This window comes from Kordiimonas sp. UBA4487 (genome assembly GCF_002389025.1).
Lineage (GTDB): Bacteria > Pseudomonadota > Alphaproteobacteria > Sphingomonadales > Kordiimonadaceae > Kordiimonas > Kordiimonas lacus.
On record NZ_DGNR01000002.1, the window covers coordinates 80,260 to 105,286 of the forward strand.

The window sequence follows — 25,027 nt, forward strand, 5'->3', positions numbered from 1 at the left end:
GCACTTTCGTTGCTGCGGGGCCACGCGCATGAACTTTCTATGTAAGATGTTCTGTCGGGCGTGGACTAAGAATAATAGCCAACACCAATAACGCGAGGATACCAAAATGAAATTCAAGTCTGTTGCCCGAAGGGCTCTCACGGGGGCCAGCATGCTGGCTCTGTCTCTCTCCCTTTCAACCGGTGCGTTTGCCGAAACGTGGGTCGAGAAAAGCAATGAATACTCTCAGCAACTGCTGAACCTTATGGGCAAATATCAGCCCGAGTTTGCCGCCCAGGTGGGCGTGACGGGTGTGGAAGCCAACGTCTTCGACCTCAAGGAAAATGTGGTGGACCGCTACCGTGCGGACTCGGTGGAAATCATCGCAACCCTGAAAGCCCAGATGGCGAACGAGACCGATCCTGCGCTTCTCCAGGATATGGCCATCATGGTGAAGGCGCTGGAGGACGGCGCACGGTCGCTTGAGCTGCAAAATAGCGCGCAGCTGCCGTATTATAATGTGCCGCAGATGATCTTTGGTGGCTTTCAGGCCCTCCTGGGGCCAGGCAGTGATGCCTCGCGCCACGCACAGGCTGTAACACGGTTGAAGCGCTACGCTGGGCTTGAGGAGGGGTATACCCCGATTGTTGAACTGGCTATGGCCCGCACGCGTGAGCGTATGGGCAATGAGGCACTGAAGGGCCCTTACATCAAGGAAGTTGAGCAGGACCTTGAGCGCATGCCGACCTTTGTCGCGGGCATCGACAGCCTGTTTGAAGGCGCGGGCCTTGAAGGCTGGCAGGATGCTGCTGCGACGCTTAAAGGCCAGTTGGCTGACTACCGCACCTTCATTGAAACAGAGATCAAACCGCGCGCCCGCCAGACGGCCCGACTGCCGCGCCCGCTTTATGAAGACGCGCTGAAGGCCACCTGGGGTGTGGATGCAAGCCCGGAGGAGCTGATCGAGCTGGCCACCCTCGGCTATGCCAACATCAAGAACGAAATGAAGGCCCTGGCGGTTCTGGTTGCCGCGGAGAAGGGTTACGATAGCCATGATTACCGCGACGTGATCAACCAGTTGAAGGAAGACACCATTCCGGGCGACCAGTTGAAGGCCTACTATGAGGACACCATCCAGAAGCTGGAAGAAATTGCCATCCGGGAAGGTCTGGTGACCATCCCTGAGCGCGACACGCAGGTGCGCATCATGACGGCGGCGGAAACGGCGCAGCAGCCTGCGCCGAACCTGCAGCCGCCACGCTTTGTGGGTGCAGGTGAAAAGGAATATCCAACCTTCCGCCTGCCGCAGCTGAAGAAGGACGAGAATGGCGAGTGGATCAAGACAGATGAAACCTTCCGTGCCAACGCCTGGACCCTTTCGGCCCACGAGGCGCGCCCGGGCCACGAACTTCAGTTCGCCTCCATGGTGGATAATGGCGTGTCGCTTGCGCGTCAGTTATACGCCTTCAACAGCACCAACGTTGAAGGCTGGGCGCTGTATGCCGAGGCCATCTCCAAGCCATACATGCCGCTGGATGCTCAGCTCGTGTCCCTGCAGCACCGCCTGCTAAGGGCCGCGCGGGCTTTCCTTGACCCCATGCTGAACCTGGGGCTGATTGATGCCGTTGAGGCCAAGCGGATCCTCACAGAAGATGTGATGCTGTCTGAAAGCTGGGCGCAGAATGAGATCGAGCGTTACACCTACCGCATCCCGGGGCAGGCGCCGGCCTATTTCTATGGCTATTCGAAGCTGCAGGCGCTGCGGACGGAAGTCGAACTCGCGCTGGCTGACAAGTTTGACGCCAAGGCGTTCCACGATTTCATTCTGGCGCAGGGCCTGTTGCCGCCAGCACTGATGCGCCAGGCGGTGATGGAGCGGTTCGTGCCGTCGCAGCTTTAATAGGGCGAAGCTATCAGGAATTCAGGAAGGGGTGGCCTCTGGCTGCCCCTTTTTGCTTTGGTTTGACACAATTGTATACAATCTGGCGGATTGGCCTTCCAATTTCGGTTTCGGGCGCTACAGTCACTTGCTGATAAAAATACCAATCCGCAGGGGGATGTATATGCGCCGATATTTGAAGCTGATGGTTGGACTTGTTTGGATGGTGACTTGTTCGCTGCCGTCGGCTGCAGCCGACTTTGCCGAAGAAGTCAAAGGGCTTGAACATAAGCCTGGCCTCGTGGACTTGTATGTGGATCATGCCAAAGCCCGGGCGCTGTTGGCGCTGGATGCGCCAGATGATGACGGCTTGATGGGGCGGTATATTTACGCCACCTATCTTACAGGCGGGCTGGGGTCGAATCCCTTGGGGCTGGACCGCAGCGTACCGAACGGCAATGACATCATCCAGTTCCGTCGGGCGGGTGCCAAGGTGATGGCCATCATCGAGAACAGCCGTTTTCGCGCGACTGCAGACAGTGCAGCTGAGAAGCGCGCGGTGGAAACAAGCTTTGCCAAGTCTATCATCTGGTCGGGCGATATCATCGCGACAGACGCTGAAACTGGCAAGGTGCTGGTGGATATTGGCGGCCTGCTGATGCGCGACGCAACGGGTGTGGCTGCAACGCTCGACAGCACAGGGCAGGGCAGTTTTTCAATCAATAAAGACAGGTCCTACATCGACACTGGCGCGGCCTTCATGTTCCCCATCAACGGCGAATTTGACGCTTATGTCACCTTTGTGGGCTCCAAGCCCGGTCCTGAAGTGCGGGCTACCACACCTGTGCCCGAGGCGGTAACCCTGATCGCGCACACCACGCTGCGTGCGCTGCCGGATGATGGTTTCAAGACGCGCCGCTATGACGCCCGGGCCGGCGTGCTGGGGCTTGATTATATTGATATGTCAGCGGGCCTGGATGAAGACGTTGTGACAGTACTGGCGCGGCGCTTCCGGCTGGAAAAAGATGCCAGCGGCAAGGTGATCAACCCGATTGTCTTTTATATCGACAACGGCGCGCCAGAGCCGATCCGCAGTGCACTCAAGGAAGGCGCCAGTTGGTGGGCGGACGCCTTCGCGGCTGCCGGTTTCCCAGGTGGGTACAGGGTTGAGATTTTGCCGGAAGGCGTTCACCCGCTGGATGCGCGCTACAATGTGGTGAACTGGGTGCACCGGGCCACGCGGGGCTGGTCCTATGGTGCGGCGCTTTCCGATCCGCGGACAGGCGAAATCCTGCGCGGTGTTGTGCTGCTGGGCTCCTTGCGTGTACGGCAGGATATCAAGATTTTCGAAGCACTCGCGGGGGCCGCGAAAACCGGCACGGGTGACGCGGATGATCCGGTTCAGATTGCCCTTGCGCGTATTCGCCAGCTGGCGGCGCATGAGGTCGGCCATGCCCTTGGCTTTGACCATAATATGGCGGCCAGTACCTATGGTGGCCGCGCCAGTGTGATGGACTATCCTGCCCCAGATGTGCAGGCGAACGCCGACGGCACGCTTGATTTCTCAAACGCCTATGGTGTTGGTGTGGGCGCTTGGGACAAATGGACGGTGAACTTCCTCTATGGTGACTATGGCGCACAGGATGACCGTGCGGCGCAGGCCGAATTAGTGGCGGCGGCTGACGAGGCAGGCCTGATCTATGTGTCGGACGCGGATTCGCGCTCCGTTGCCACAGGCAACATTCGGGGTGCCTTGTGGGACACAGGCGAAGACGCGCTTGAAAGCCTTGCGAACACCATGGCGGTACGCCGGATCGCGCTGGACCGCTTCGGTGATGGCAATCTGCGCGCCAGTGAGGACGCGTCGGCGCTCCAGACCAAATTTGTGCCGCTCTACCTCTATCATCGGTACCAATTGCAGGCAGCGGCCAAGCAGATTGGTGGGGCAGAGTTCGCCTACCGTGCGGAAGGGGATGGCCGCGCCCGGCCGGTTCGCGTGGCATGGGAGCGTCAGCAGCAGGCGATTGATGCCCTTCTTGGCACCATAACGCCAGAGGCACTTGATGTTGCGGAGCCGGTACTGCTGGCGCTGTCACCACTAGGCTACGGTGAAGGGGACCCGCAGTTCGACCGCGAGACATTCGCGCCATCTACACGCCCGATGTTTGATCTGATGGGTGCGGCATCTGTTGCTGCGAACCTCAGCTTTGATGCGCTTCTGGCGCCACCACGGCTCGCGCGTCTCCATCAGCAGGGGCTGACAGCCGAGTATCCGGCGCTTGAACAAGTGATGGCGGACCTGACGATGGATATTCTGGGCAAGCCGCGTAAGAGTGCGCGTTATGAAGCGCTCAGGCAGTTGGTCATTGGCCAATATGCTGAACGGCTGATTGCCCTGACCCTCGGCCCTGATGTGGCGGTAAGTGTGCGGCAGGCCAGCCGTGCGGCGCTGATGACGCTCCGCAAGCAGGTGGAACGGGCGCGTCGTACTGATGCGGCCTTCAGCGATGGTCTCGTGGCACGGATCGATGACGCCCTGGCACGGGCGCGCACGCCAGCCGTGGGGCAGCCCGAAGCACCGGCCATTCCGCCTGGTAGCCCGATCGGTGGGGCGGAGACCTGCTGGCACTGCGGGGTTCAGGAATAAAGGGTAGAAAGGGGAGCCGGTTGGCTCCCCTTTTTTGTGTGTATTCTAATTCTGGCAAAAATCCCAACCTTCTGGGCAGGCAAGTTCTTTGAATGGCCCGGTCGAGGCGTGGATGAGGTCTTCTCGGCTGAGTATCCGCCCGCTATGGGCTGCGGCAAAATGTTGGGTGTCCAAGCCATAGCCTTCTAGTGCAGTTCTGAACTGGGCATACATTTCAGCGGGATCGGGCGCGCCGGTTTCCTTGAATGTGAAGAAATGATCAGCGCTGAAAACGATCTTTGCACCTGGAATATAGGTGACCAGGTTGTGGTCAGCGTGCCAGCTTGCGATATCGACGACCTGCACCAACCCGTTTGCATACCAGTTATTTTCGCCCGCAATCAGGAAGCGTTCGTCGGGCAACTCAGTGTGTGCGGCTGCGCGAACCGCTTCCACATGGTCCTCCGCGACAATGAAGGTGACGCCAAGGTCAGCCACCTCCCGGAGGCCCCCGATATGGTCGTCATGATGGTGCGTCACGATCTGATACCGGAGTGGTTTGGTGGTCCCAAGGGACGCCTGCACTGCATCAAGGCGGTCTTTCAGGCCGTGATATCCCCCGGATGCGATCAGATAGTCCCCGGCGTCAATGAAGATCGAGAAGGCGCCGCCCTGGCCCACATGATAGACATTGTCGGCCAGTTTTTGGACTGACATTTCTGCAAAATCCAGCATCTTTGGAGGGGTGTCATATGTTGCAGGCACCGCGTAGGCTGCATCAATATCTATATTGAAATCAAGGGTGCGGGTTGCTGTCAGGCTGTCGGGCTTGCCGCGTCGCATCACATAGGTGTCTGCCGCAAAGGTAAAGCCATCCTGTTTTTGATAGTCGCTGAAAACATAGACATATTGGCCACCGTTTTCGGCATCAGGTCGGGTCATCTTGCTGACAAGACCGGTATCCTCATCAATATGAAGTGTGAACTCAGGATACCCTTCCGGATGAAAGCTGATGAGCTGTTGGGGCTTTCCGCAGTGAACGCCTGTGCCTTTGTAACTGGCATCTGCGCGGGCTTCCGACAGAAGTTTTACCAGCGCAATGTCCAGCCGCCAGGAAAGGCCTCGGTCAGCGCGAGAAAATCCCAGGCGTGGTCTTTCTGCGGCTGTCTTGGCGGAATGATGCAGTTGATAGCCTGTGGCGCCATCATAGAATGAGTGTTGGACATAGAGGCCTTGTACATAAACACCGCCAATCGATTGCGCACTTTTGCGGCGCTTCCCATAGTCGATAGTGGTGCTTGTTACATAAGTGACCTGATCGGTCTCTGATGGGCTCCTGCTTTGGCCCCGGCGGAAACTCTTGTAGGTGTCATTAACCCGCAGGGTTTGCAGGTTCAGGAGTGCTTCGCCGCCATAGGCCGCGATTGCTTTCTCAATCAGTGCCTCTTCTCTGTCTCCAGCAAAAGCCGGCATGCTGGATAAAGCGATCCACGTAGCGGTTACCGCCCATAAGTTTTTGGCTAGCATAACTGTCCCTTGGTCGATGATGTTGACTGACGCCTTCCGGCGCGGCCTTGATGCTCGCGCACCCTATGCAGCTGGGCCTTCGCTGCAATTTCTTTGAGGTGAACCGACAGGCAAGGGCGACCAATGGTGGCGCGCCACATGACCGGCCAACCGCTAATGTGTGGCGTCAGGCTCCATTATCTTCTGGCACCTTTCTGGCGGCCTTGAACGCGACCTCTCGCCAGGGCGTGGCCAAGCTGGTTCTTCATGGGCCGGTATGGGCCAGGCGGGGGCCTTCTGAAAAAAACCAGTTTTCCGCCGTACTCGGGTGGGTCTGTGTGCTGGCTGAGTGGACACTTGGCCAGTCTGCAGCTACGGCGTGCCAATTTCCCAAATTGTTTTGCATCCGGAACAAAAGATAAACAAACGTCATTAACGAATTGTTTTGATTTGATTTATTGGGTTGAGTCGGACGTTTCGGGTGCCCAAGAAACTTCACTTGCTCCCATGTAATCCCATTGACCAACCATGTTTACCCATGATATCCCAAATAGGTTCGGATGACGATCCGAATGCCTGTCTATCGTTTGGCGGCGTGCGGCGGGGGGAGAAGAACGGGGGCTGATGGGCAATGGCATTTTTCCTGTCCACATTCAAAAACAAGGTCGACAAGAAGGGACGTGTGTCCGTTCCTGCGCCTTTCCGTTCGGCTGTTTCTGGCGGCCATTTCCCTGGTGTTGTCGTGTATCGTCCGCTCAATCTTCCGTGCATCGAAGGCGCGGACATGTCCTTCCTTGAACAGCTGTCTGACCGGCTCTACGGCGACTTTGGGCCCTTCAACCCCGACCAAATGTCTGTCGCCACCGCCATCCTCGCCGGTGCCAGCCAGCTTCAGTTCGACCCCGAGGGCCGTGTCATGTTGCCGGTTGAGCTTCGCGAGTTTGCGGGGATCGACGGTAGCGCCACCTTTGTTGGTCTGGGGCGCAAGTTTCAGATCTGGGGCAGTGAAGCCTATGATGCGCACCGTGAAGAACAGTTGGCGCTGGCCTCCGAGACCGCGCCCAACTTGCCGCCCTTCGGCGGCGGGGGGCAGGCATGATTGCCGCCTCCAATAACGCTAATCATCACACCGGACATATCCCTGTTCTATTGAACGAAGTTGTTGAGGCGCTGGCGCCCCGGGACGGTGACGTATATGTGGACGGCACCTTCGGGGCCGGTGGCTATACGCGCGCCGTATTGGCTGCGGCCAACTGCAAGGTCATCGCGATTGACCGTGACCCGGATGCGATCAGGCGCGCCGAAGCCTTCCGGGCTGAGTTCGGTGACCGGTTCGATATCCTTGAAGGCTGCTTCGGTGACATGCGGTCGCTGCTTACAGATGCGGGTGTGGAAAGCGTTGATGGCGTGATGCTGGATATCGGCGTGTCCTCCTTCCAGCTTGACGAAGCCGAGCGCGGCTTTTCCTTCATGGGAGATGGCCCGTTGGATATGCGCATGGGCATGTCAGGCGAAAGCGCGGCCGATGTGGTCAACACCTATGAAGAAGAGCGCTTGGCCAACATCATTTATGAATTTGGGGAAGAGCGGAAGTCGCGCCGTATTGCAGCGGCGATCGCCAAAGATCGCGCCACGACCCCCTTTACTCGCACCAAGCAGCTGGCCGATATGATCGAGCGGGTCATTGGCCGTCCGCCCCAGCGCAAAGGGCAGAAGTCGGTTCATCCCGCTACGCGCACCTTCCAGGCGCTTCGCATTCATGTGAACGACGAGTTGGGTGAGCTTGAGCGAGGCCTTGAAGGCGCGGAACAGGTGCTCAAGCCGGGTGGCCGCCTGGTTGTTGTGTCCTTCCATTCGCTTGAAGACCGCATGGTCAAGAATTTCATGGCTGAACGCAGTGGTCGCGCGAGCGGTGGTAGCCGCCATATGCCGGGGCCGGTATCCGCAGGGCCTGCGCCCACATTCGAGCAAAAGAACAAGGGAGCGGTGAAGCCGGGAGGCGCAGAGCTGGAGGTTAATCCACGCGCGCGCTCTTCCCGGCTTCGCCACGCTATCCGTACCGAAGCCCCCGCGCGGGTGCCGGTCACGAAGGGGAGGGGCTGATGCGTCGGATGATCACCATTTGTGCGGCTGTAACGGCGTTGGCGTCTGGCGCGGCTGTCCTACAGTTGAAGCTGGCGGTGCAGGAAAAAGCCGAAGCGGTCGAGGCACTGGCCCAGAAAATCCACGAGGACCGGGAGGCGATCCGGGTTCTGGAGGCCGAATGGGCGTTCCTGACCACGCCGCGGTCGCTGCAGGAAAAATCCATCCGCTTCCTGGCCTTGATGCCGCCGAATGCAGAACAGGTGGTGACGGATATCACCCGTATTCCGTTCCGTCCTAAGGGCGTTGAGGCGGGCGAGGATCCGGGCGTGCTGCTGCCAACCCGGGCGAAGCCTGAAGAGAAACCGAAAAACGACAAAGCTGACGAAGACAAGAAAGGACAAAGTTTGTGAGTGCGACGACGGCATATCAGCGTCTGTCCCTGGAAGGGGAGCGCAAGAGCGCGCTTGATGTTGCCCGCAACCGGTTGATGGTTGCGGTTCTGCTGTTTTTTGCGGCCTTCGCTGTGATGGTGATCCGCACCGTCGAGCTTGGGTTGTCGACACCTGAAACCAAGCAGGTGGCGGAGCGCCAGATTGTGATTCCGCCTGTGAAGGTGGCTCGTGCCGACATTCTGGACCGCAACGGTGAAGTACTCGCGACAAACCTTGAAACCTCTTCACTGTATGCCAACCCATCTGAGATCAAGAATCCGGCAGATGTGGCGGCGCGCCTTGTTGCGGTGCTACCGGACCTCAGCCTGTCAGAGGTCGAGGAAAAGCTGTCGTCGGATCGTAAGTTCGTTTGGTTGAAACGGAAGCTCAGCCCGCGCGAAAAGTGGGAAGTGAACGCCCTTGGTGTTCCGGCCTTCCAGTTCCAGCGCGAGGAAGAACGAGTTTACCCGCACGGTCGCTTGGCGGCCCACGCACTCGGCTATGTGGATGTGGACGGAAACGGCCTTGGCGGCGTTGAATATTTCTTCAATGACCGGCTGAATGACGCTGGGCGGACTGATGAGCCGATCAAGCTGGCGCTCGATATCCGCGTGCAATATGCGCTGACGGATGAGTTGGAAGCGGCGATGAGCGCACACCGCGCCATCGGTGCCGCCGGCATTGTGATGGATGTGAACTCAGGCGAGGTAATTGCGCTGGCGTCACTGCCGGATTATGACCCCAACGATATCCGGGGCGTGGCCAGCCAGCAGCGCTTCAATCGCGCAACGCAGGGCGTATATGAGCTTGGCTCCACCTTCAAAACCTTTACTTTCGCGGCAGCGCTGGATCAGGGTATCGCAACCCTTGAAGACGGCTATGACGCGACCAAGCCACTGCGGATCGCACGCTTTACAATTCGCGACGACCATCCAAAGGCGCGCTATATGTCGCTGCCTGAGATCTTCGCTTATTCCAGCAACATCGGGACGGCGCAAATGGCGCTGGACATCGGGGCGGAGCGTCAGCAGAAATTCCTGCGTGATTTGGGCTTCCTGGACACAACAAATCTTGAGCTTGCGGAGGTAGGCAGCCCTATCTATCCGGCAACCTGGCGCAAGTCCTCGACCATGACAATTTCCTATGGCCACGGCATTGCCGTCAGCCCGGTTCAGTTGGTCAACGGTATTGCCGCAATGGTGAACGGCGGGCGGCTTATTCCTGCCACACTCACCCACAACGATGACAATTGGCGGCAGGGGCAGCAAGTGATCTCCCAGAACACAAGCCGGAAGATCCGGCAGTTGCTGCGCCTCGCCGTCACCAAGGGGACCGGCGGCCGTTCGGAGGCTGTTGGATACCGTGTTGGTGGCAAAACGGGGACGGCAGAGAAGGCCGTTGCTGGCGGGTATGACAGAAAAGCGCTGATTTCTTCCTTTGTCGGCGTTTTCCCAATGGACGATCCGCAATATGTGGTGTTCGCGCTCTTGGACGAGCCGCGCGGCACGAAGGAAACTTTTGGCTATCGCTCGGGCGGCTGGGTCGCGGCACCTGTGGTGAAAAATGTAATTTTGCGCTCCGCCCCTCTGCTTGGGGTGGCGCCGAAACGGGAAGATGAAGGCCTGTACCAACAGGTCGCCCTTATGATCGAAGAGGACTAGGGAAGGGGCAATGACAGTAACGCTTGCACAACTGTTGGGCGGACGCCGCGTGGCCGGGGATGTAACCATCACCGGTATGACCGTGGACAGTCGCCGTGTGCAACCGGGAGACCTGTTCGTTGCATTGCCGGGCTCAAAAGTTGATGGGCGCAAGTTCATCAACGACGCAATAAAGGCGGGTGCATCCGCCATACTGACGACCGAGGGAGCATCGGTAGAGGGGGGAGGCGTCCCCATTATAGACGACGCTAACCCCCGCCGCCGCTATGCTGAGTTGGCGGCGCGATTCTATGGGGCGCAGCCCGCAACGCAGGTGGCGGTTACTGGTACCAACGGCAAAACATCAGTCGCTGATTTCACGCGCCAGATCTGGCAGGCGATTGGATTCGAGGCGGCCAGCATTGGTACGCTGGGTGTGCGCTCAACTTCCGTGAAACGCCCAGGTGGCCTGACAACACCGGACCCGATGGCTCTTCATGAGGTGCTGACTGAGCTTGCAAATAAGGGCGTGGATCATGCGGCGATTGAAGCTTCAAGCCACGGTCTGGACCAGTACCGGCTGGACGGTGTGCGCTTGCAGGCGGCGGCTTTCACCAACCTGACGCGCGACCATATGGATTATCACCGTACGGAGCAGGGCTATTTTTATGCCAAGGCGCGCCTGTTTGGTGAACTTCTGGCGCCTGGGGCGGGCGCCGTGATCAATGTGGATGATCCCTGGGGGCTTATACTGGAAGACATCGCCTGGGCGCGCGGCCTGCGTATCCTGACGGTTGGCTTCCACGAAAAAGCGGTATTGCGCCTTCTCAGGCAGGACGTGACAGCAACAGGGCAAACCATCGACGCCTTGTTCGGCGGCAAGGAATACAGGGTTCACTTGCCACTTGTGGGGGCTTTCCAGGCCCAGAACGCGTTGGTGGCTGCAGGCCTCGTGATTGTATGCGGCGGCGACGCCGACCTGGTCATGAAGGCGCTTGAGAGCCTTGAAGGTGTACCGGGCCGGATGGAACTGATCGGCGAAAGTGCCACAGGCGGCGCTGTGTTTGTAGATTATGCCCATACACCAGACGGCCTGCGCACGGTCCTGAAGGCCGCGCGGTCACATAAACCAAATAAATTGAAGGTCGTATTCGGTTGCGGTGGGGACCGCGATGCCGGAAAACGGCCACAAATGGGGGCCATCGCCACTGAGCTTGCGGACGAGGTGTATATCACCGACGACAATCCGCGCAGCGAAGACGCGGCCGCCATCCGGTCCGAGATCAAGGTTGCCTGCACATCAGGCATTGAGATCGGCGACCGGGCAAAGGCAATTGAAACAGCAATCCTCTCGCTTGATGCGGGCGATATGCTGATTGTTGCCGGCAAGGGACATGAGGAAGGCCAAACGGTTGGGGAGATCGTGGTGCCTTTCTCCGATATCATGACGGTCAGGGAAATCCTGACCGCTCAGGGTGCAGGAAGCGGGGGCTGAGAGAGTGTTTATTAAAGAGCCATTATGGACATCGGCGGAACTGGGAGCCATGTGTGGCGGCCTGAATGCGCGACCATGGTACGCTGACGGCGTGCAGACAGATAGCCGTGAGGTGATGCCTGGTGACCTGTTTGTGGCACTGAAGGGCGAGTTTGAGGACGGTCACAGCTATCTGGCAGACGCATTTGCCCGCGGTGCCGTTGCAGCGCTGGTGAGCGAAAGCGTGGATGGTTTTGACTTGGGCGACACACGCCTTGTTCATGTGGCCGATACGCTGGAATCGCTGCGCCTGATGGCAGCTGAAGCTCGCCGCAGGGCTCCAGCAAAGATTATCGCGGTGACCGGCAGTGCCGGGAAAACCAGTGTGGTACATGCGCTCAGGAAATCGCTTGAACGGGTGGACAGCACGCACGCCAGTATCAAAAGCTACAACAACCATGTGGGTGTGCCCTTGTCGCTTGCCCGCATGACCCGCACCAGCCGCTTCGGCATTTTCGAGCTGGGTATGAGCGGGCCGGGCCAAATCCGCCACAATACAACTTTGGTGCGCCCGCATGTGGCGGTTGTCACCGGTGTTGGCGCCGCACACACAGAGGCCTTCTCGAACGTTGAAGCGATTGCCGGGGCCAAGGCCGAAATTTTTGAAGGTCTGGTGGATGGCGGCGTTGCTGTTATCAATATCGACCACCCCTATGCGCATACGCTTGTCGAGCTCGCCAAAAAAACAGGCCATGAGGTTGTTACTGTTTCGGTGACTGGGGATGCGGATGTCCGTCCGCTTCGTATGACGGAACACCACAATTGTACCTGCCTGACCGCAGAGATCGCCGGTACACCGATCACCTATAAAATCGGCCAGGCAGGACGCGAATGGGTGCAGAACAGCCTGCTGGTGCTTGCGGCTGTCAAGGCAGCCGGGGGTGACTTGGGCCATGCAGCGATGGCGCTGGCCGCTCTGGAGGCAGAACCTGGGCGCGGTCGCACGCACACCCTGAAACTGCCTTACGCGCAGGCAACCTTGCTGGACGACAGCTATAATGCCAACTCACTGAGCATGAAGGCCGCCTTGCGCCGCCTGTCCCTGGTGCCGCTCAGCCAGTTCGGGCGCCGAATTGCTGTGCTTGCTGATATGCGCGAGCTGGGCGATGAAGCCAAGGCGGTCTATCAGACACTGGCCAAGGACATCGAAAAGTTTGGTGTGTCCAAGATCTATTCTTTCGGACCAGAGATCACAAATGTTGCCAAGAGGGCCGGTGTTGACGTAGTCGCGTGCAATTCTGTTGCTGAGGGCGTCAATCAACTGGTGAACGACTTGCGGGATGGTGACGCTGTCATGGTTAAGGGTGCCAACAGCGCTGGCCTTACGAAGTTCGTTGAATTGCTGCTGGAGCAGAATAATCAGGAAATCCGGGAAGACGCCACGCGAGTGGCGGGAGTAGCCAATGCTTTATAATCTGCTTGCCCAATACGCCGACCAGGGCGGCATTTTCAACCTGTTCCGCTACCTCACGTTCCGGAGCGGCGGGGCCGTTGTGACCTCGCTGATCATCTGTTTCATCTTTGGCCCGATGATCATTCGCTGGTTGAAGACCAAGCAGAAAAAGGGGCAACCCATCCGCGAAGACGGCCCGCAGAGCCATATTGTTGCCAAAGCGGGTACGCCCACCATGGGCGGCTTCATGATCCTGTTGGCACTCGGGATTTCCACCTTCCTGTGGGCTGATCTTTCCAACAAATATGTTTGGGCCGTTATGATCGTAACCCTCGGTTTTGGGGCGATCGGCTTCGTCGATGACTACCTCAAGGTAACAAAACGCACCACCGGTGGCGTGTCAGGCAAGGTCCGCCTTCTGCTTGAATTCGCAATCGCGGGCGGTGTGGCCTGGTGGCTCTCTTCATCCGACGGGACGGAACTTGCGCTGCCATTTGCCAAAAACTTCCTGGTGAACCTGGGCATTTTCTATGTGCCTTTCGCCATGCTAGTGATGGTCTGGGCCGGGAATGCCGTGAACCTGACTGATGGCCTTGATGGTCTGGCGATCGTACCGGTGATCATTGCCTGTGCCGCCCTTGGTTTTATCGCCTATATGGTTGGCAGCACGGTTTATGCCGACTATCTCGGTATCACTTATGTGGGCGGGGCAGGGGAACTTACCGTTCTGTGCGCTGCCATGATTGGCGCGGGCCTCGGCTTCCTGTGGTTCAACGCGCCGCCCGCCATGGTGTTCATGGGTGACACAGGCTCGCTGGCGCTTGGCGGCATGCTGGGCAGCATTGCAGTGGTGATCAAGCATGAAATCGTGCTGGGCATCATCGGCGGCCTGTTCTGGCTGGAGACCATTTCGGTGATTGTCCAGGTGATCAGCTTCAAGCTGACAGGCAAGCGGGTTTTCCGCATGGCGCCTCTGCATCACCACTATGAAGAAAAAGGCTGGGCGGAACCAACCATTGTGATCCGCTTCTGGATTATTGCCATCGTGCTGGCTCTTGCGGGCCTGGCCACGCTGAAACTGAGGTAAGGGCGACTTGATTACGGCACCAACATATAAGGACAAGATAGTTGGCGTGTTCGGCCTGGCCCGAACCGGTATCGCAGCTGTTGACGCCCTTGCGGCCTCTGGCGCCCGCGTCCTTGCATGGGACGATACGGTGGAACGTCGCGATCAGGTTGGCAGCTTCGCAAAAGACCTGTACCGGGCGGACTTCACTGGCATGTCCGCGCTGATGCTGGCGCCAGGTGTGCCGCTGACGCATCCCAAGCCTCACGCGCTTGTGGAGAAGGCAAAGGCTGCAGGCGTGCCGTTGATCAGCGATTTCGATATTTTCCAGGCAGCGCGGGAAAGCCTGCCGGCTCACCGCACCGTGGCCATCACTGGCACCAACGGTAAGTCCACGACGACGGCGCTGATTGGCCATATGGTGGCCAGCTGCGGTCTGCCGGTCGCCATCGGCGGCAACATCGGTCGTGGCGTTCTTTCGCTTGATCCACTTGAAGAAGGCGGCGTGTATGTCCTCGAAATGTCGTCCTTTCAGTTGGGCCTGACGCAGAACTTCCAGGCTGACGTGGCAATCCTTCTGAACCTGACACCCGATCATCTGGATCGCCACGGTGATATGGCCGGCTATACGGCTGCTAAGAAACGCCTATTTGATATGCAAGCCAAAGGCGCCGTTGCGATTGTCGGGCAGGATGATGCTGCCACCATAAATATGGCAGAAGCGCTCGCAGCGCCTATCGTGCGCATTGCTAGCACAAATGAGATGCCGGGTGGTGTCTATGTAGCTGACGGCAAACTGGTGGATGACACAGGTGGTGACCAAAAGATTGTTGGTGACCTGACACGTCTGCCCACATTGAAGGGCGCCCATAACTGGCAGAATGCGGCGGCGGCATATGCAGCAGGTCGCGCACTTGGCCTGGCAGCCCGTGACATCTTTGAGGCCTTCAAAAGCTTCCCTGGCCTTGCCCACAGGCAGGAGCTGATCGGGGAAGTTGATGGCGTGCGGTATGTGAACGATTCCAAGGCTACCAATGTGGACGCTGCCAGTCGCGCTTTGGCGTCCTATCGTAGCATTCGCTGGATTGTGGGCGGCCGGCCGAAAGACAAGTCTTTTGCGGGGCTACTTCCTTTTGTCGGCAGTGTGAAAACAGCTTATCTTTTGGGCGAAGCTGCTGACGCGCTGGTGCATGACCTCGGCGAAACTATCCCATATGTGGATTGCCGCGATATGGCTGACGCTGTCCAGAAGGCCGCAGCAGACGCTGAGCCGGGTGACGTTGTGCTGCTGTCTCCCGCTTGCACGGCCTTTGACCAGTTCACGGATTTTGAAGCCCGGGGCGAGGCTTTCCGCCTTGCGGTGCATGCGCTAATGCAGGGAGATGCCAAATGATCGCTTTCTCTCGCACCGATAATTCCGTCCTGTCCCGCTGGTGGTGGACCGTTGACCGCTGGATGCTGGCCCTTGTGCTGGCACTTGCCGGTGTGGGTATCTGGCTTACACTGACGGCAAGCCCGGCAGTGGCAGAACGCCTTGGCCTGGATGCCATGCATTTCGTCAAACGCCAGGCTGTGTTCATGACGTTGGGGCTCGGGACCGTTTTTGTGGTGTCGCTGATGTCAGCTACCATGGTGCGCCGCATGGCGGTGATTGGCCTGCCGGTGATGCTGGTGCTGATGCTTGCAACGCTTGTGATCGGACCTGAAATCAAGGGTGCGACCCGGTGGCTGCAGATTGGCAGCTACACGCTGCAGCCCAGTGAATTCATGAAGCCGTTTTTCATCGTTTCCACAGCATGGGTGCTGTCCTCACATTTTTCGGACGAAAAGATTCCAGCTAAGCAGGTTGCTCTTGGTTTGTATCTGTTGGTTGTCAGCCTCTTGATCCTGCAACCTGACTTTGGACAGACAATTCTGATCAGCACGGTCTGGTTCGCCCAGATGGCACTCGCGGGCCTGCCCATGATGTGGATGGTTCTGACCGGGTGCGTTGGTGTGCTGGGCCTTGGCGTTGGCTATGCGCTGTTGCCACACGTGGCCAGCCGGATCGATCGTTTCATCAACCCTGCAAGCGGTGACACATACCAGACCGACAAGGCCATGGAGGCCTTCGAGGCTGGCGGCATGCTGGGCAAGGGGCCGGGCGAGGGCGCAGTGAAGCTGCACCTGCCTGATGCCCACACGGATTATATCTTTGCTGTGGTCGGCGAAGAGTTCGGGGCGATTGCCTGTGTGCTCTTGTTGGTGTTGTTTGCCGGTATTGTGGTGCGCGGCCTTGCACATCTCCTCGAAGAGGAAAACCCATTCCGCCTGCTGGCGGCGGCGGGACTGATCATGCAGTTTGGCCTGCAGACGCTGATCAATGTGGGTGTGAATTTGGCACTGTTGCCTTCAAAGGGCATGACACTGCCATTCATTTCCTATGGTGGGTCCTCGATGCTCGCGCTTGCCATCGGCATGGGCATGATGCTGGCGCTCACGAAACGCAACCGGTTTATCCGGCCGGGGTCTGACCCCATGGGGTGGAGGGCTGCCGAGTAATGTTGATGCGCGCTCCAAATATCGTTCTCGCAGCTGGTGGCACCGGCGGGCATATGATGCCTGCGGAAGCCGTTGCTGACGTTCTGGTGCGCGATGGCTATCAGGTGTCGCTGGTGACAGACACCCGCGGTAACAGTATTTCAAATGCACTCGTGGACGTGGACCGCCATGTGCTCAAGACCGCGAGCCATATGGGCGGCGGCATCTTTGGCAAGATCAGGTCGGTGCTGAGTATCCTCAAAAGCACGCTGCAGATGCGCCGCCGCTTTAAAAAGACCCAGCCAACTGTGGTGGTGGGATTTGGCGGCTATCCAAGCCTGCCTGCCGTTTTGGCGGCACGCAGCCTGAAAATCCCGTTTGTGCTGCATGAACAGAATGCAGTGCTGGGGCGAGTGAATCGTTTTGTTGCTGAAGATGCCCGTGTGCTGGCGCTTTCAGTTCAGGATACGGCCAAGGTGCCAGTAGGGGCCTATACGGAAGTCACAGGTAATCCAGTGCGCCAGCTGATCGCCAAGCTTTCAAACATTGCCTATGCCGTACCGCTTGGGTTCGGTGATGTACGACTTCTCGTGATCGGCGGAAGCCAGGGTGCACGCATCCTGTCTGACGTTGTGCCTGCCGCTCTCGCGCTGCTACCGGAAGATATTCGTCAGCGGATTGAGATGACACAGCAGGCCCGCCCGGAAGATGTGGGCCGTGTGATTGCGGCTTATGAAGATATCGGCGTGCGTGCCCGTGTGCAGGATTATTTCGAGGATGTCGGGTCGCTTCTGCTCAGGACGCAACTGGTAATCTGTCGGTCTGGCGCGTCCACGATTTCCGAACTGGCGGCCATGGGCCGCCCGGCCATCATGGTGCCGCTTAAAATCGCCGCAGACGATCATCAAAGCGCAAACGCAGCTGCGATTGCAGAAGCAGGTGGTGGCTGGGTGATGCAGGAAGATGATTTCACGCCGGAAGCGCTGGCAAAAAAGCTTGAGCATCTGTTGACAGACATGAGTGACCTGAGGAATGCGTCCGAAGGTATGCGCATGGTTGCCCGCCTGGATGCTGCCGAACGCCTGGCTTCCATTGTTGTCAGTATCAGTGAAGAAAGTGAGGCGCCAAAATGAAGGGCATTCCGTTCGACATTGGCATGGTTCATTTCGTAGGCATTGGCGGGATCGGCATGTCTGGCATCGCAGAAGTGATGCATAACCTGGGCTATAGCGTGCAGGGGTCAGACATCAGCGAAAACGCCAACGTCCAGCGCCTCCAGAAAATGGGTATCACCGTCAAGATTGGCCAGTGTGCCGAAAACGTTGAAAACGCTCAGGTTCTCGTTGTCTCAACCGCCATCAAGGCCGACAACCCGGAAGTCATGGCCGCGCGTGAGCGAACGATACCTGTTGTGCGTCGGGCCGAAATGCTGGCGGAACTGATGCGCCTCAAGTGGTGTGTGTCTGTTGCGGGCACGCACGGCAAGACCACCACAACTTCGATGGTGGCAGCTGTCTTGGAAGCGGCGAAGGTTGACCCAACAGTGATCAACGGCGGCATCATCAACAGCTACGGTACCAACGCGGTACTGGGTGAAGGTGACTGGATGGTCGTTGAGGCGGACGAAAGTGACGGAACGTTTGTCAAGCTGCCGGCTACAATCGCGGTTGTCACCAACATGGATGCTGAACACCTGGATTTCTACGGCACGTTCGAGGCTGAAAAGGAAGCGTTCAAGCAATTCCTTGACCGTGTGCCTTTCTATGGCGCGGCCATCCTGTGTGTCGACCACCCGGAAGTGCAGGGGCTGATCAGCCACCTTCAGGGCCGCAGGTTTGTAACCTACGGCATGTCGGCACAGGCAGACGTGCGGGCAGTGAATATTTCTGCTTCAAAGGGCGTGGCGGCGTTTGATGTGGCGGTACGCGACAGGGCAACGGGCGACGTGCATACCATAACGGGCTTCAGCCTGCCGATGCCGGGCAACCACAATATCCAGAACGCGCTGGCGGCTATTGCCGTGGGGCTTGAGATGCAGGTGGACGAAGAGACGCTTCGCCTTGCCTTCAAAACATTTGGTGGCGTCAAGCGGCGTTTCACCAAAACAGGCGAAGTGGGCGGTGTGACCATCATCGATGATTATGGCCACCACCCGGTTGAGATCGCAGCCGTTCTGAAGGCTGCACGCGAAAGCTTCGATAACCGTGTTGTGGCTGTGGTGCAGCCGCACCGCTATACCCGCCTAAAAAGCCTGTTCGAAGAATTCTGTACCTGCTTCAACGACGCCGACACGGTGATCGTAACCCCGGTTTATGAAGCGGGTGAACAGCCCATCGAAGGGGCTGACCGTGACAGTTTGGTGGAAGGCCTGCGCGTGCACGGCCATCGCCAAGTGGATTTCATTGATGGAGAAGGCGACCTTGCCGCAGCCGTCAAGCGCCACGTTTCGGCGGGTGACGTTGTCGTGTGCCTTGGGGCTGGCTCCATCAGCAAGTGGGCCAACGATTTGCCAACCGCACTAAAAGCGCTGGAGACGTAAGATGATTGCTCAGGAAAAACATATGCCGTTCATCGATAACCTGCCTCATGTGAAGGGCAGGCTGGTTGAAAATGCGCCATTGTCCCGCCTGAGCTGGTTCCGAACCGGTGGTCCAGCGGATGTCTTGTTCGAGCCCGCTGATGAAGCTGACCTAGTGTCTTTCCTTCGTCATGTTCCGGGGTTCGTGCCGATCACCGTTATCGGTGTTGGCTCTAACCTTCTGGTGCGTGACGGTGGTGTTGAGGGGATTGTTATACGGCTTGGCCGTGCCTTCGCGCAGATTGACGTTCGCGCTGACGTGGTGAGAGCCGGCGCGGGTGCCATGGATGTGCATGTTGCACGTGCGGCCCAGAAAGCTGGCCTGACAGGCCTTGAATTCATGGTCGGTGTACCGGGTACTGTAGGCGGTGCGCTGCCGATGAACGCAGGTGCGTACGGTTTTGAGATCAAAGACGTGCTGATCCACGCCCACGGCGTGGACCGCTACGGCCACCAACACGAGTTGCGCGCTGACCAATTCCATTTCGGATACCGGTCGTCAAACCCGGAGACCAAAGACCTGATTTTTACCCGCGCATCCTTCCAAGCGCGCACAGGGGATCCTGCGAGCATTTTGGTGCGAATGGAGGAAATCTCGGCAGAACGCCAGGAAAGCCAGCCGATTGGTACGCGCACGGGTGGCAGTACCTTCAAGAACCCGGAAGGCATGAAAGCGTGGGAGCTGATCGACCAGGCAGGCTGCCGGGGCATGCGCATCGGCGATGCCCAGGTGTCGGAAAAGCATTGTAATTTCCTGCTGAACCACGGCACGGCAACAGCGGCCGAGATTGAAGAATTGGGCGAAGCTGTACGCGCCAAGGTGCTGGAAGAAACCGGCGTCCAGCTGGAATGGGAAATCCGGCGCATAGGCCGTAAAGAAGGGGAGCAACGAACCGCATGATGACCGTCCTTGTCCAGCGCAGAAAACTGTTGTTAACGCTCGGCTTCCTTGCGTCCGCAGTGGCCTATGGCACCTGGCTGGCCCCTATGGTTGAAACCTGGGTGGTAGAGCGCTCACGCGATGCGGGCTTTGTCCTCAGTGACTTGCAGATTTCGGGGATCGAACGCAGCAAGCGCGCTGATGTTTTGGCCGCCCTTGATGTGGATGACGGCGTGCCGCTGCTGACCATGAACCTCGAGACCATGCGCCAACAACTGGAGCTGCTGCCCTGGGTCAAGGAAGCTAAAGTTACGCGGGTCCTGCCTGAAGGCCTCAAGGTGATGTTGACAGAACGCCAGCCATACGCGCTTTGGCAAAAGGGTGGCAAGGTTAGCCTGATTGATGAAACAGGTACCATCATCACCCAACGTGGCCTGGTGGAATATTCTGACCTGATGATGATCGTAGGCAGCGGTGCGGCAGACTATATTGCTGAGCTGCAGACCCTCCTTGATACTGCAGGGGCACTCTCGTCCCGGGTTCGCACAGCGGTACGCGTTGGTGATCGCCGCTGGGACATGATTTTTGACAATGGTATCCGGGTAAAACTCCCGGAGATGACAGCCAAATACAGTGCTTCTGAGGCATGGCAGAAATTTGCGTCACTGGAGGCTGAGTATCACTTGCTTGGACGTGAAGTCGATGTCATTGATATGCGCCTGTCTGACCGCATGGTGCTGAGGGTATCACCGGAAGGCCGCCGCCGTATGAGCGGCACCGGTTGGGCAACATAGTGATGTTGAGAGTATAAAAAACATGAAAGCAGTGAACGGCACACAGGAAGGAATGATCGCAGCGCTCGATGTCGGGTCCGCGAAGATTTCCTGCCTTATTGCTGAAGTGGATGCTGATGGAAACATGCGGGTTCGCGGTGTTGGCAATCGGGCCTGCCTGGGCGGCGTGTCTGCGGGCGCTGTGGTTGATATGGACGCGACGGAAAAAGCCATCCGCGCGTCGGTTGACCAGGCCGAAAAGATGGCCGGTGCCACCATCAGCGATGTATTCCTGTCCTTTTCGGGCGGTGAGCCCACAAGCAATGTGATCGAAGTCCAGGTGGATGTTGACGGTCATGCTGTCAGCCAGTCTGACATTGACCGTGCGGTTGCCAAGGCGCGTGAACAGGTTGATGTCGATGAAGACGAAATCCTGCATGCATTCCCAGCAGCTTTCGCAGTGGACGGTAATTTTGGCGTCAAGGCGCCTACGGGTATGTACGGCAAGAAGCTGAGTGTGGCACTGCATGTGATCACGGCTTCGAACGGCCCACTGCAGAACCTGCAGGCATGTGTACGCCGGGCGCACTTGAATGTGGCAGGCGTGGTGTTGACCCCATTTGCCTCAGGCCTGGCTACCCTTGTGGCGGACGAAGCCAAAATGGGGGCCGCAGCCATTGATATTGGCGCGGGCACCACCAGCATTTCCATTTTCGCCCAGGGTGCGCTTGTGCATGCTGAAGTGCTGCCCATCGGCGGCGCCCAGATCACCGAGCAGGTTGCCCGGTCTCTGCTGACACCGTTCGAGCATGCCGAGCGCCTGAAGACTTTCAATGGTGCGGCCGCAGTTGATCCTGCAGACGAACGGCTCGAAATTGAGGTGCCTCAAGTGGGCGAAGGCGGCGATGACGCCATTGCCCGCCAGCCCAGAAGCGCACTGACTGGCGTTATCCAGAAAGAACTGGAGCTTTTGTTTTCCACCATCGGCAAACGCCTGGATGCATCCGGCTTTTCTGGTGTGGCCGGGCGCCGTGTGGTGCTGACAGGCGGTGTGGCACAAACGGAAGGTATCCGGGACCTGGCCAGCCGGGTATTGGGGCGCCAGGTTCGGGTCGGACGGCCTGAACTGATTGACGGGCTGCCAGCAGCGGCGCAGGCCCCAACATTCGCGGGGGCCGTTGGATTGCTGCTTTACGGTGCGCGGCGCCCGGTTTTGGAAACCATGAAAAAGAAACAAGAGAAATCATCAGTACCCACGCGGGGGGCGTTTGGCCGCTTTTCGCGCTGGGTTCGGGACAATTTTTAACGGGCAGAAACGCTTGCAGGCTGGCCAACACAGCCGTCGCAGGATACAAAGATATCAAACGGAGGTATTGGGCAATGTCTATCGATTTTGAACACACAGAACTTACAGAGCTGACACCGAAAATCGCGGTTGTTGGCGTTGGCGGCGCGGGCTGTAATGCCGTCAACAACATGATCAGGGCGCAGCTGCAGGGCGTTGACTTTGTCGTTGCCAACACAGACGCACAGGCGCTTGCAAACGCTGAAGCCGACAACCGTATTCAATTGGGTGTGCAGATCACCCAGGGCCTTGGCGCCGGCGCACAGCCGAAAATCGGCCAGGCCGCAGCAGAAGAAGCGCACGACACCATCGACGAGATGTTGAATGGCTGTCACATGGCCTTCATCACTGCCGGTATGGGCGGCGGCACGGGTACAGGTGCAGCGCCAGTGATTGCCAAGCGGGCGCGTGAACGCGGTATCCTGACTGTGGGCGTTGTTACCAAGCCGTTCCAGTTCGAAGGTGGTCGCCGCATGAAAATTGCGGACGCCGGCATCAGTGAACTGGCGCAGCATGTTGATACGCTCATTATCATCCCGAACCAGAACCTGTTCCGGGTAGCGAACGAGCGCACGACCTTCGCTGACGCCTTCAAGATGGCGGATGATGTGCTGCACTCTGGTGTGCGCGGGATTACCGACCTGATGGTTATGCCTGGCTTGATCAACCTCGACTTTGCTGACGTCCGCACCGTGATGTCCGAGATGGGCAAAGCCATGATGGGGACGGGTGAAGCCGAAGGCGAGAACCGGGCGCAGGAAGCTGCTGCAGCGGCTATCTCGAACCCGCTCCTTGAAGAGGCAAGCTTGCAGGGAGCCAAGGGCGTCATCATCAACGTTACGGGCGGCATGGACATGACGCTGTATGAGGTTGATGAAGCCGTGAATATGGTACGCGACCTTGTGGATCCGGAAGCGCTGATCGTATTTGGTTCCGCATTCAATCATGACCTTGAAGGCAAACTGCGCGTTTCTGTGGTAGCCACCGGCATCGAAGGCGGCGAAGGCGAATATTCGGTACCCGTGCCGCGCCGGACGGAAGAGCCGGTTTCTGCAGCACCAGTGGTGCCCGAGGCCGCAGTTGAGGCTGGCCAGGAAGAAGCAGTGACACAGGAAGCCGCTGAGACTGAGGCAGAGCCGGTCGAAGCGGAAGCGACCGAAGATGAAGACAATATCATCACGGCTATGTCGTCGTTGAAGCAATCGATGGAAGCTGCCGAGGACCCGGAGGTTGATGATGAAGATGACCTGGTGCATTCCATGTCTGAACCATATGAAGAAGTGGAAGAAGACATCGAAGCCAAGGCGGTTGCGGCGCAAGGTGAGGATACCTTCATTGCTGACGCGCCAATGACGCCGAAGGCCAGCCCTCAGCAAATGCGCCAACCGAGCGCATACCAGGAAGCGGCTTATACAAATGCGCAAGAAGCGAAGCCTGAGCCAGCGCCAGAAGCAGCCAGGCCCACCACGGCTGAAGATGCCGCGCCCCAGAAGCGCAGCCTATTCCAGTTGATGACGTCTGGCCTGCGGTCTACTGACGAACCGGTAGCACCGGAAGTACCATCAAATGATGCAGGTCGTCAGACGGCAGAGGCTGCACCGGCGGCGGAAGAAGCTGCTCCTGCTGTTGGCGGCGTTGACCCGGACGAGCGGCCTGCACCGAAAGTGGCCACAGACCAGCTTGAAATCCCAAGCTTCCTGCGGCGTCAGAACAACCAATAAAGACTGGTATCAGCCAGAACAGGAAAGGCCGGGACATCCCGGCCTTTTTCTTTGACGCCTGAACTCGCGAATTGGGGGGAGCGTCGGGAAGCCTACTTCACTCGCCGGTAGGCAAACAGCACATCCCTTTCAACCTCGCCTTCCTTGATCCGGACATACATGTTCATGGTATCGTTGCTCACGCGCTCAATGGTGAAGCCATCGAAATACAGCGCAGTTTCAGTCACTTTCACCAGCGGGAAGTCGACGGTTTCATCCTTCTCTTCCCAGCCCCTGAGGTCGCCGTGGAAATGCTTGAGTTGCAATATCAGCGTGTTGCCGACTTCCCGGATGACTTCAAGTTCATAAAAATCCACTTTGCCGTCCGACACCAGTTTGAAGGCGCCGGCCATACTGTCGCCAAGCGGTGGGGACCAATTTTCTTCCACCTGGCCACCGAACGCTTCGCCGCGCCACAAGCCTGCGAGCCAAGCTGCATCTTCGAGGGTGGCGGGCGGTGACGTCATGCCGTCGGTGAAGGTAAGGGTTTGACCTTCCGCCTTGGCAGAGGGACTGGGGTAGGCAAGCAATAACACGAGAGCAGTTATTATAAATTTCATTCCAGCCTCCACCTGTTCCGAATTTCTAATCCCAGCGCTTGAGAGCGTCTGTATCACTTTCCTTCGCATCGACCCATTGGCCGCCATTGTCGGTTTCTTCCATCTTCCAGAAAGGCGCCCGGGATTTCAGGAAATCCATCAGGAAATCAGCGGCCTCAAAGGCAGCGTGCCGGTGGGCACTCATGGTGATGACCAAGACAATATTGTCGCCAGGTTCCAGCCGACCATAGCGGTGGATGACACGGCAGCCCACAAGCGGCCAGCGTTTTTCCGCTTCATCGGCTACACGGCCGAGTTCGGCTTCGGTCATGCCAGGGTAATGCTCCAGCGTCATGGCCTTCAGCTCACCCGTTATATCGCGAACGGTGCCTGTGAAAGTGACGATGGCGCCCATGTCGGTACGGTCACCCCTCAGAGCCGCGATTTCGTCAGCGATCTGGAAGTCTTCTCTTTGAACCGAAATGCGGGCCAT

Annotated in this window: 20 protein-coding genes; 17 read left to right on the top strand and 3 right to left on the bottom strand. The window is 58.2% G+C overall.

Annotated elements, in window-relative coordinates:
* Positions 1 to 106: 106 nt before the first annotated feature.
* Both B3Z17_RS00340 and B3Z17_RS00345 read left to right on the top strand, forming a co-directional pair.
* A complete protein-coding gene (locus tag B3Z17_RS00340; RefSeq protein WP_286828081.1) occupies positions 107 to 1,879 on the top strand; it encodes a DUF885 domain-containing protein in 1,773 nt (590 codons plus the stop codon).
* A gap of 163 nt (positions 1,880 to 2,042) precedes the next feature.
* A complete protein-coding gene (locus B3Z17_RS00345) occupies positions 2,043 to 4,505 on the top strand; it encodes a zinc-dependent metalloprotease (protein WP_286828082.1) in 2,463 nt (820 codons plus the stop codon).
* 45 nt (positions 4,506 to 4,550) lie between these two features.
* Here the strand turns inward: B3Z17_RS00345 and B3Z17_RS00350 are convergent, their stop codons facing one another.
* Positions 4,551 to 6,011: a hypothetical protein gene (locus tag B3Z17_RS00350; RefSeq protein ID WP_286828083.1), complete on the bottom strand. Its 1,461-nt coding sequence runs from the start codon at positions 6,009 to 6,011 to the stop codon at positions 4,551 to 4,553.
* A 610-nt stretch (positions 6,012 to 6,621) separates the two neighbouring features.
* Between B3Z17_RS00350 and B3Z17_RS00355 the strand changes: the two genes are divergently transcribed.
* The 15 genes from B3Z17_RS00355 (at position 6,622) to ftsZ (ending at position 23,956) form a co-directional block, all read left to right on the top strand.
* On the top strand, positions 6,622 to 7,089 hold the full coding sequence (locus B3Z17_RS00355) for a division/cell wall cluster transcriptional repressor MraZ (protein ID WP_286828084.1): 468 nt from the start codon (positions 6,622 to 6,624) through the stop codon (positions 7,087 to 7,089).
* Positions 7,086 to 8,093 carry a 16S rRNA (cytosine(1402)-N(4))-methyltransferase RsmH gene (gene rsmH / locus B3Z17_RS00360; RefSeq protein ID WP_286828085.1) on the top strand — a complete coding sequence of 336 codons (1,008 nt, stop codon included), beginning with the start codon at positions 7,086 to 7,088 and terminating at the stop codon, positions 8,091 to 8,093. The genes B3Z17_RS00355 and rsmH overlap by 4 nt, the downstream gene beginning before the upstream one ends.
* Positions 8,093 to 8,485: a cell division protein FtsL gene (gene ftsL, locus B3Z17_RS00365; RefSeq protein ID WP_068304840.1), complete on the top strand. Its 393-nt coding sequence runs from the start codon at positions 8,093 to 8,095 to the stop codon at positions 8,483 to 8,485. The genes rsmH and ftsL overlap by 1 nt, the downstream gene beginning before the upstream one ends.
* On the top strand, positions 8,482 to 10,167 hold the full coding sequence (locus tag B3Z17_RS00370; RefSeq protein ID WP_068304842.1) for a peptidoglycan D,D-transpeptidase FtsI family protein: 1,686 nt from the start codon (positions 8,482 to 8,484) through the stop codon (positions 10,165 to 10,167). The genes ftsL and B3Z17_RS00370 overlap by 4 nt, the downstream gene beginning before the upstream one ends.
* 10 nt (positions 10,168 to 10,177) lie before the next feature.
* Positions 10,178 to 11,641: a UDP-N-acetylmuramoyl-L-alanyl-D-glutamate--2,6-diaminopimelate ligase gene (locus B3Z17_RS00375; protein WP_286828086.1), complete on the top strand. Its 1,464-nt coding sequence runs from the start codon at positions 10,178 to 10,180 to the stop codon at positions 11,639 to 11,641.
* Between the two features lie 4 nt (positions 11,642 to 11,645).
* The gene (locus B3Z17_RS00380) at positions 11,646 to 13,094 is read left to right on the top strand and encodes a UDP-N-acetylmuramoyl-tripeptide--D-alanyl-D-alanine ligase (RefSeq protein WP_286828087.1); all 1,449 of its coding nucleotides are present in this window, start codon (positions 11,646 to 11,648) and stop codon (positions 13,092 to 13,094) included.
* Positions 13,084 to 14,160 (top strand): phospho-N-acetylmuramoyl-pentapeptide-transferase, encoded by a 1,077-nt coding sequence (gene mraY / locus B3Z17_RS00385; protein ID WP_068304855.1) that lies wholly within the window; start codon positions 13,084 to 13,086, stop codon positions 14,158 to 14,160. The genes B3Z17_RS00380 and mraY overlap by 11 nt, the downstream gene beginning before the upstream one ends.
* Before the next feature lie 7 nt (positions 14,161 to 14,167).
* A complete protein-coding gene (gene murD / locus B3Z17_RS00390; protein ID WP_286828089.1) occupies positions 14,168 to 15,532 on the top strand; it encodes a UDP-N-acetylmuramoyl-L-alanine--D-glutamate ligase in 1,365 nt (454 codons plus the stop codon).
* The gene (gene ftsW, locus B3Z17_RS00395) at positions 15,529 to 16,680 is read left to right on the top strand and encodes a putative lipid II flippase FtsW (RefSeq protein WP_068304858.1); all 1,152 of its coding nucleotides are present in this window, start codon (positions 15,529 to 15,531) and stop codon (positions 16,678 to 16,680) included. Before murD ends, ftsW begins: the two co-directional genes overlap by 4 nt.
* Complete coding sequence (gene murG, locus B3Z17_RS00400) at positions 16,680 to 17,792, top strand: undecaprenyldiphospho-muramoylpentapeptide beta-N-acetylglucosaminyltransferase (RefSeq protein WP_068304862.1); 1,113 nt, start codon at positions 16,680 to 16,682, stop codon at positions 17,790 to 17,792. The genes ftsW and murG overlap by 1 nt, the downstream gene beginning before the upstream one ends.
* Entirely contained in the window at positions 17,789 to 19,198 is a 1,410-nt protein-coding gene (gene murC / locus B3Z17_RS00405) for a UDP-N-acetylmuramate--L-alanine ligase (protein ID WP_068304864.1), read from the top strand. Before murG ends, murC begins: the two co-directional genes overlap by 4 nt.
* Position 19,199: 1 nt before the next feature.
* On the top strand, positions 19,200 to 20,138 hold the full coding sequence (gene murB / locus B3Z17_RS00410) for a UDP-N-acetylmuramate dehydrogenase (protein WP_333698347.1): 939 nt from the start codon (positions 19,200 to 19,202) through the stop codon (positions 20,136 to 20,138).
* Positions 20,135 to 20,911 (top strand): cell division protein FtsQ/DivIB, encoded by a 777-nt coding sequence (locus tag B3Z17_RS00415; protein WP_068304867.1) that lies wholly within the window; start codon positions 20,135 to 20,137, stop codon positions 20,909 to 20,911. The genes murB and B3Z17_RS00415 overlap by 4 nt, the downstream gene beginning before the upstream one ends.
* Positions 20,912 to 20,933: 22 nt before the next feature.
* Positions 20,934 to 22,196 carry a cell division protein FtsA gene (ftsA, locus tag B3Z17_RS00420; RefSeq protein ID WP_074519496.1) on the top strand — a complete coding sequence of 421 codons (1,263 nt, stop codon included), beginning with the start codon at positions 20,934 to 20,936 and terminating at the stop codon, positions 22,194 to 22,196.
* A 74-nt stretch (positions 22,197 to 22,270) separates the two neighbouring features.
* Entirely contained in the window at positions 22,271 to 23,956 is a 1,686-nt protein-coding gene (gene ftsZ / locus B3Z17_RS00425) for a cell division protein FtsZ (protein ID WP_286828091.1), read from the top strand.
* A gap of 92 nt (positions 23,957 to 24,048) precedes the next feature.
* Here ftsZ and B3Z17_RS00430 read toward each other — a convergent pair whose 3' ends face one another.
* Positions 24,049 to 24,555, bottom strand: coding sequence for a DUF6265 family protein (locus B3Z17_RS00430; protein WP_286828092.1), 507 nt, complete (start codon positions 24,553 to 24,555; stop codon positions 24,049 to 24,051).
* 25 nt (positions 24,556 to 24,580) lie between these two features.
* Entirely contained in the window at positions 24,581 to 25,027 is a 447-nt protein-coding gene (locus tag B3Z17_RS00435; protein ID WP_286828093.1) for a molybdenum cofactor biosynthesis protein MoaE, read from the bottom strand.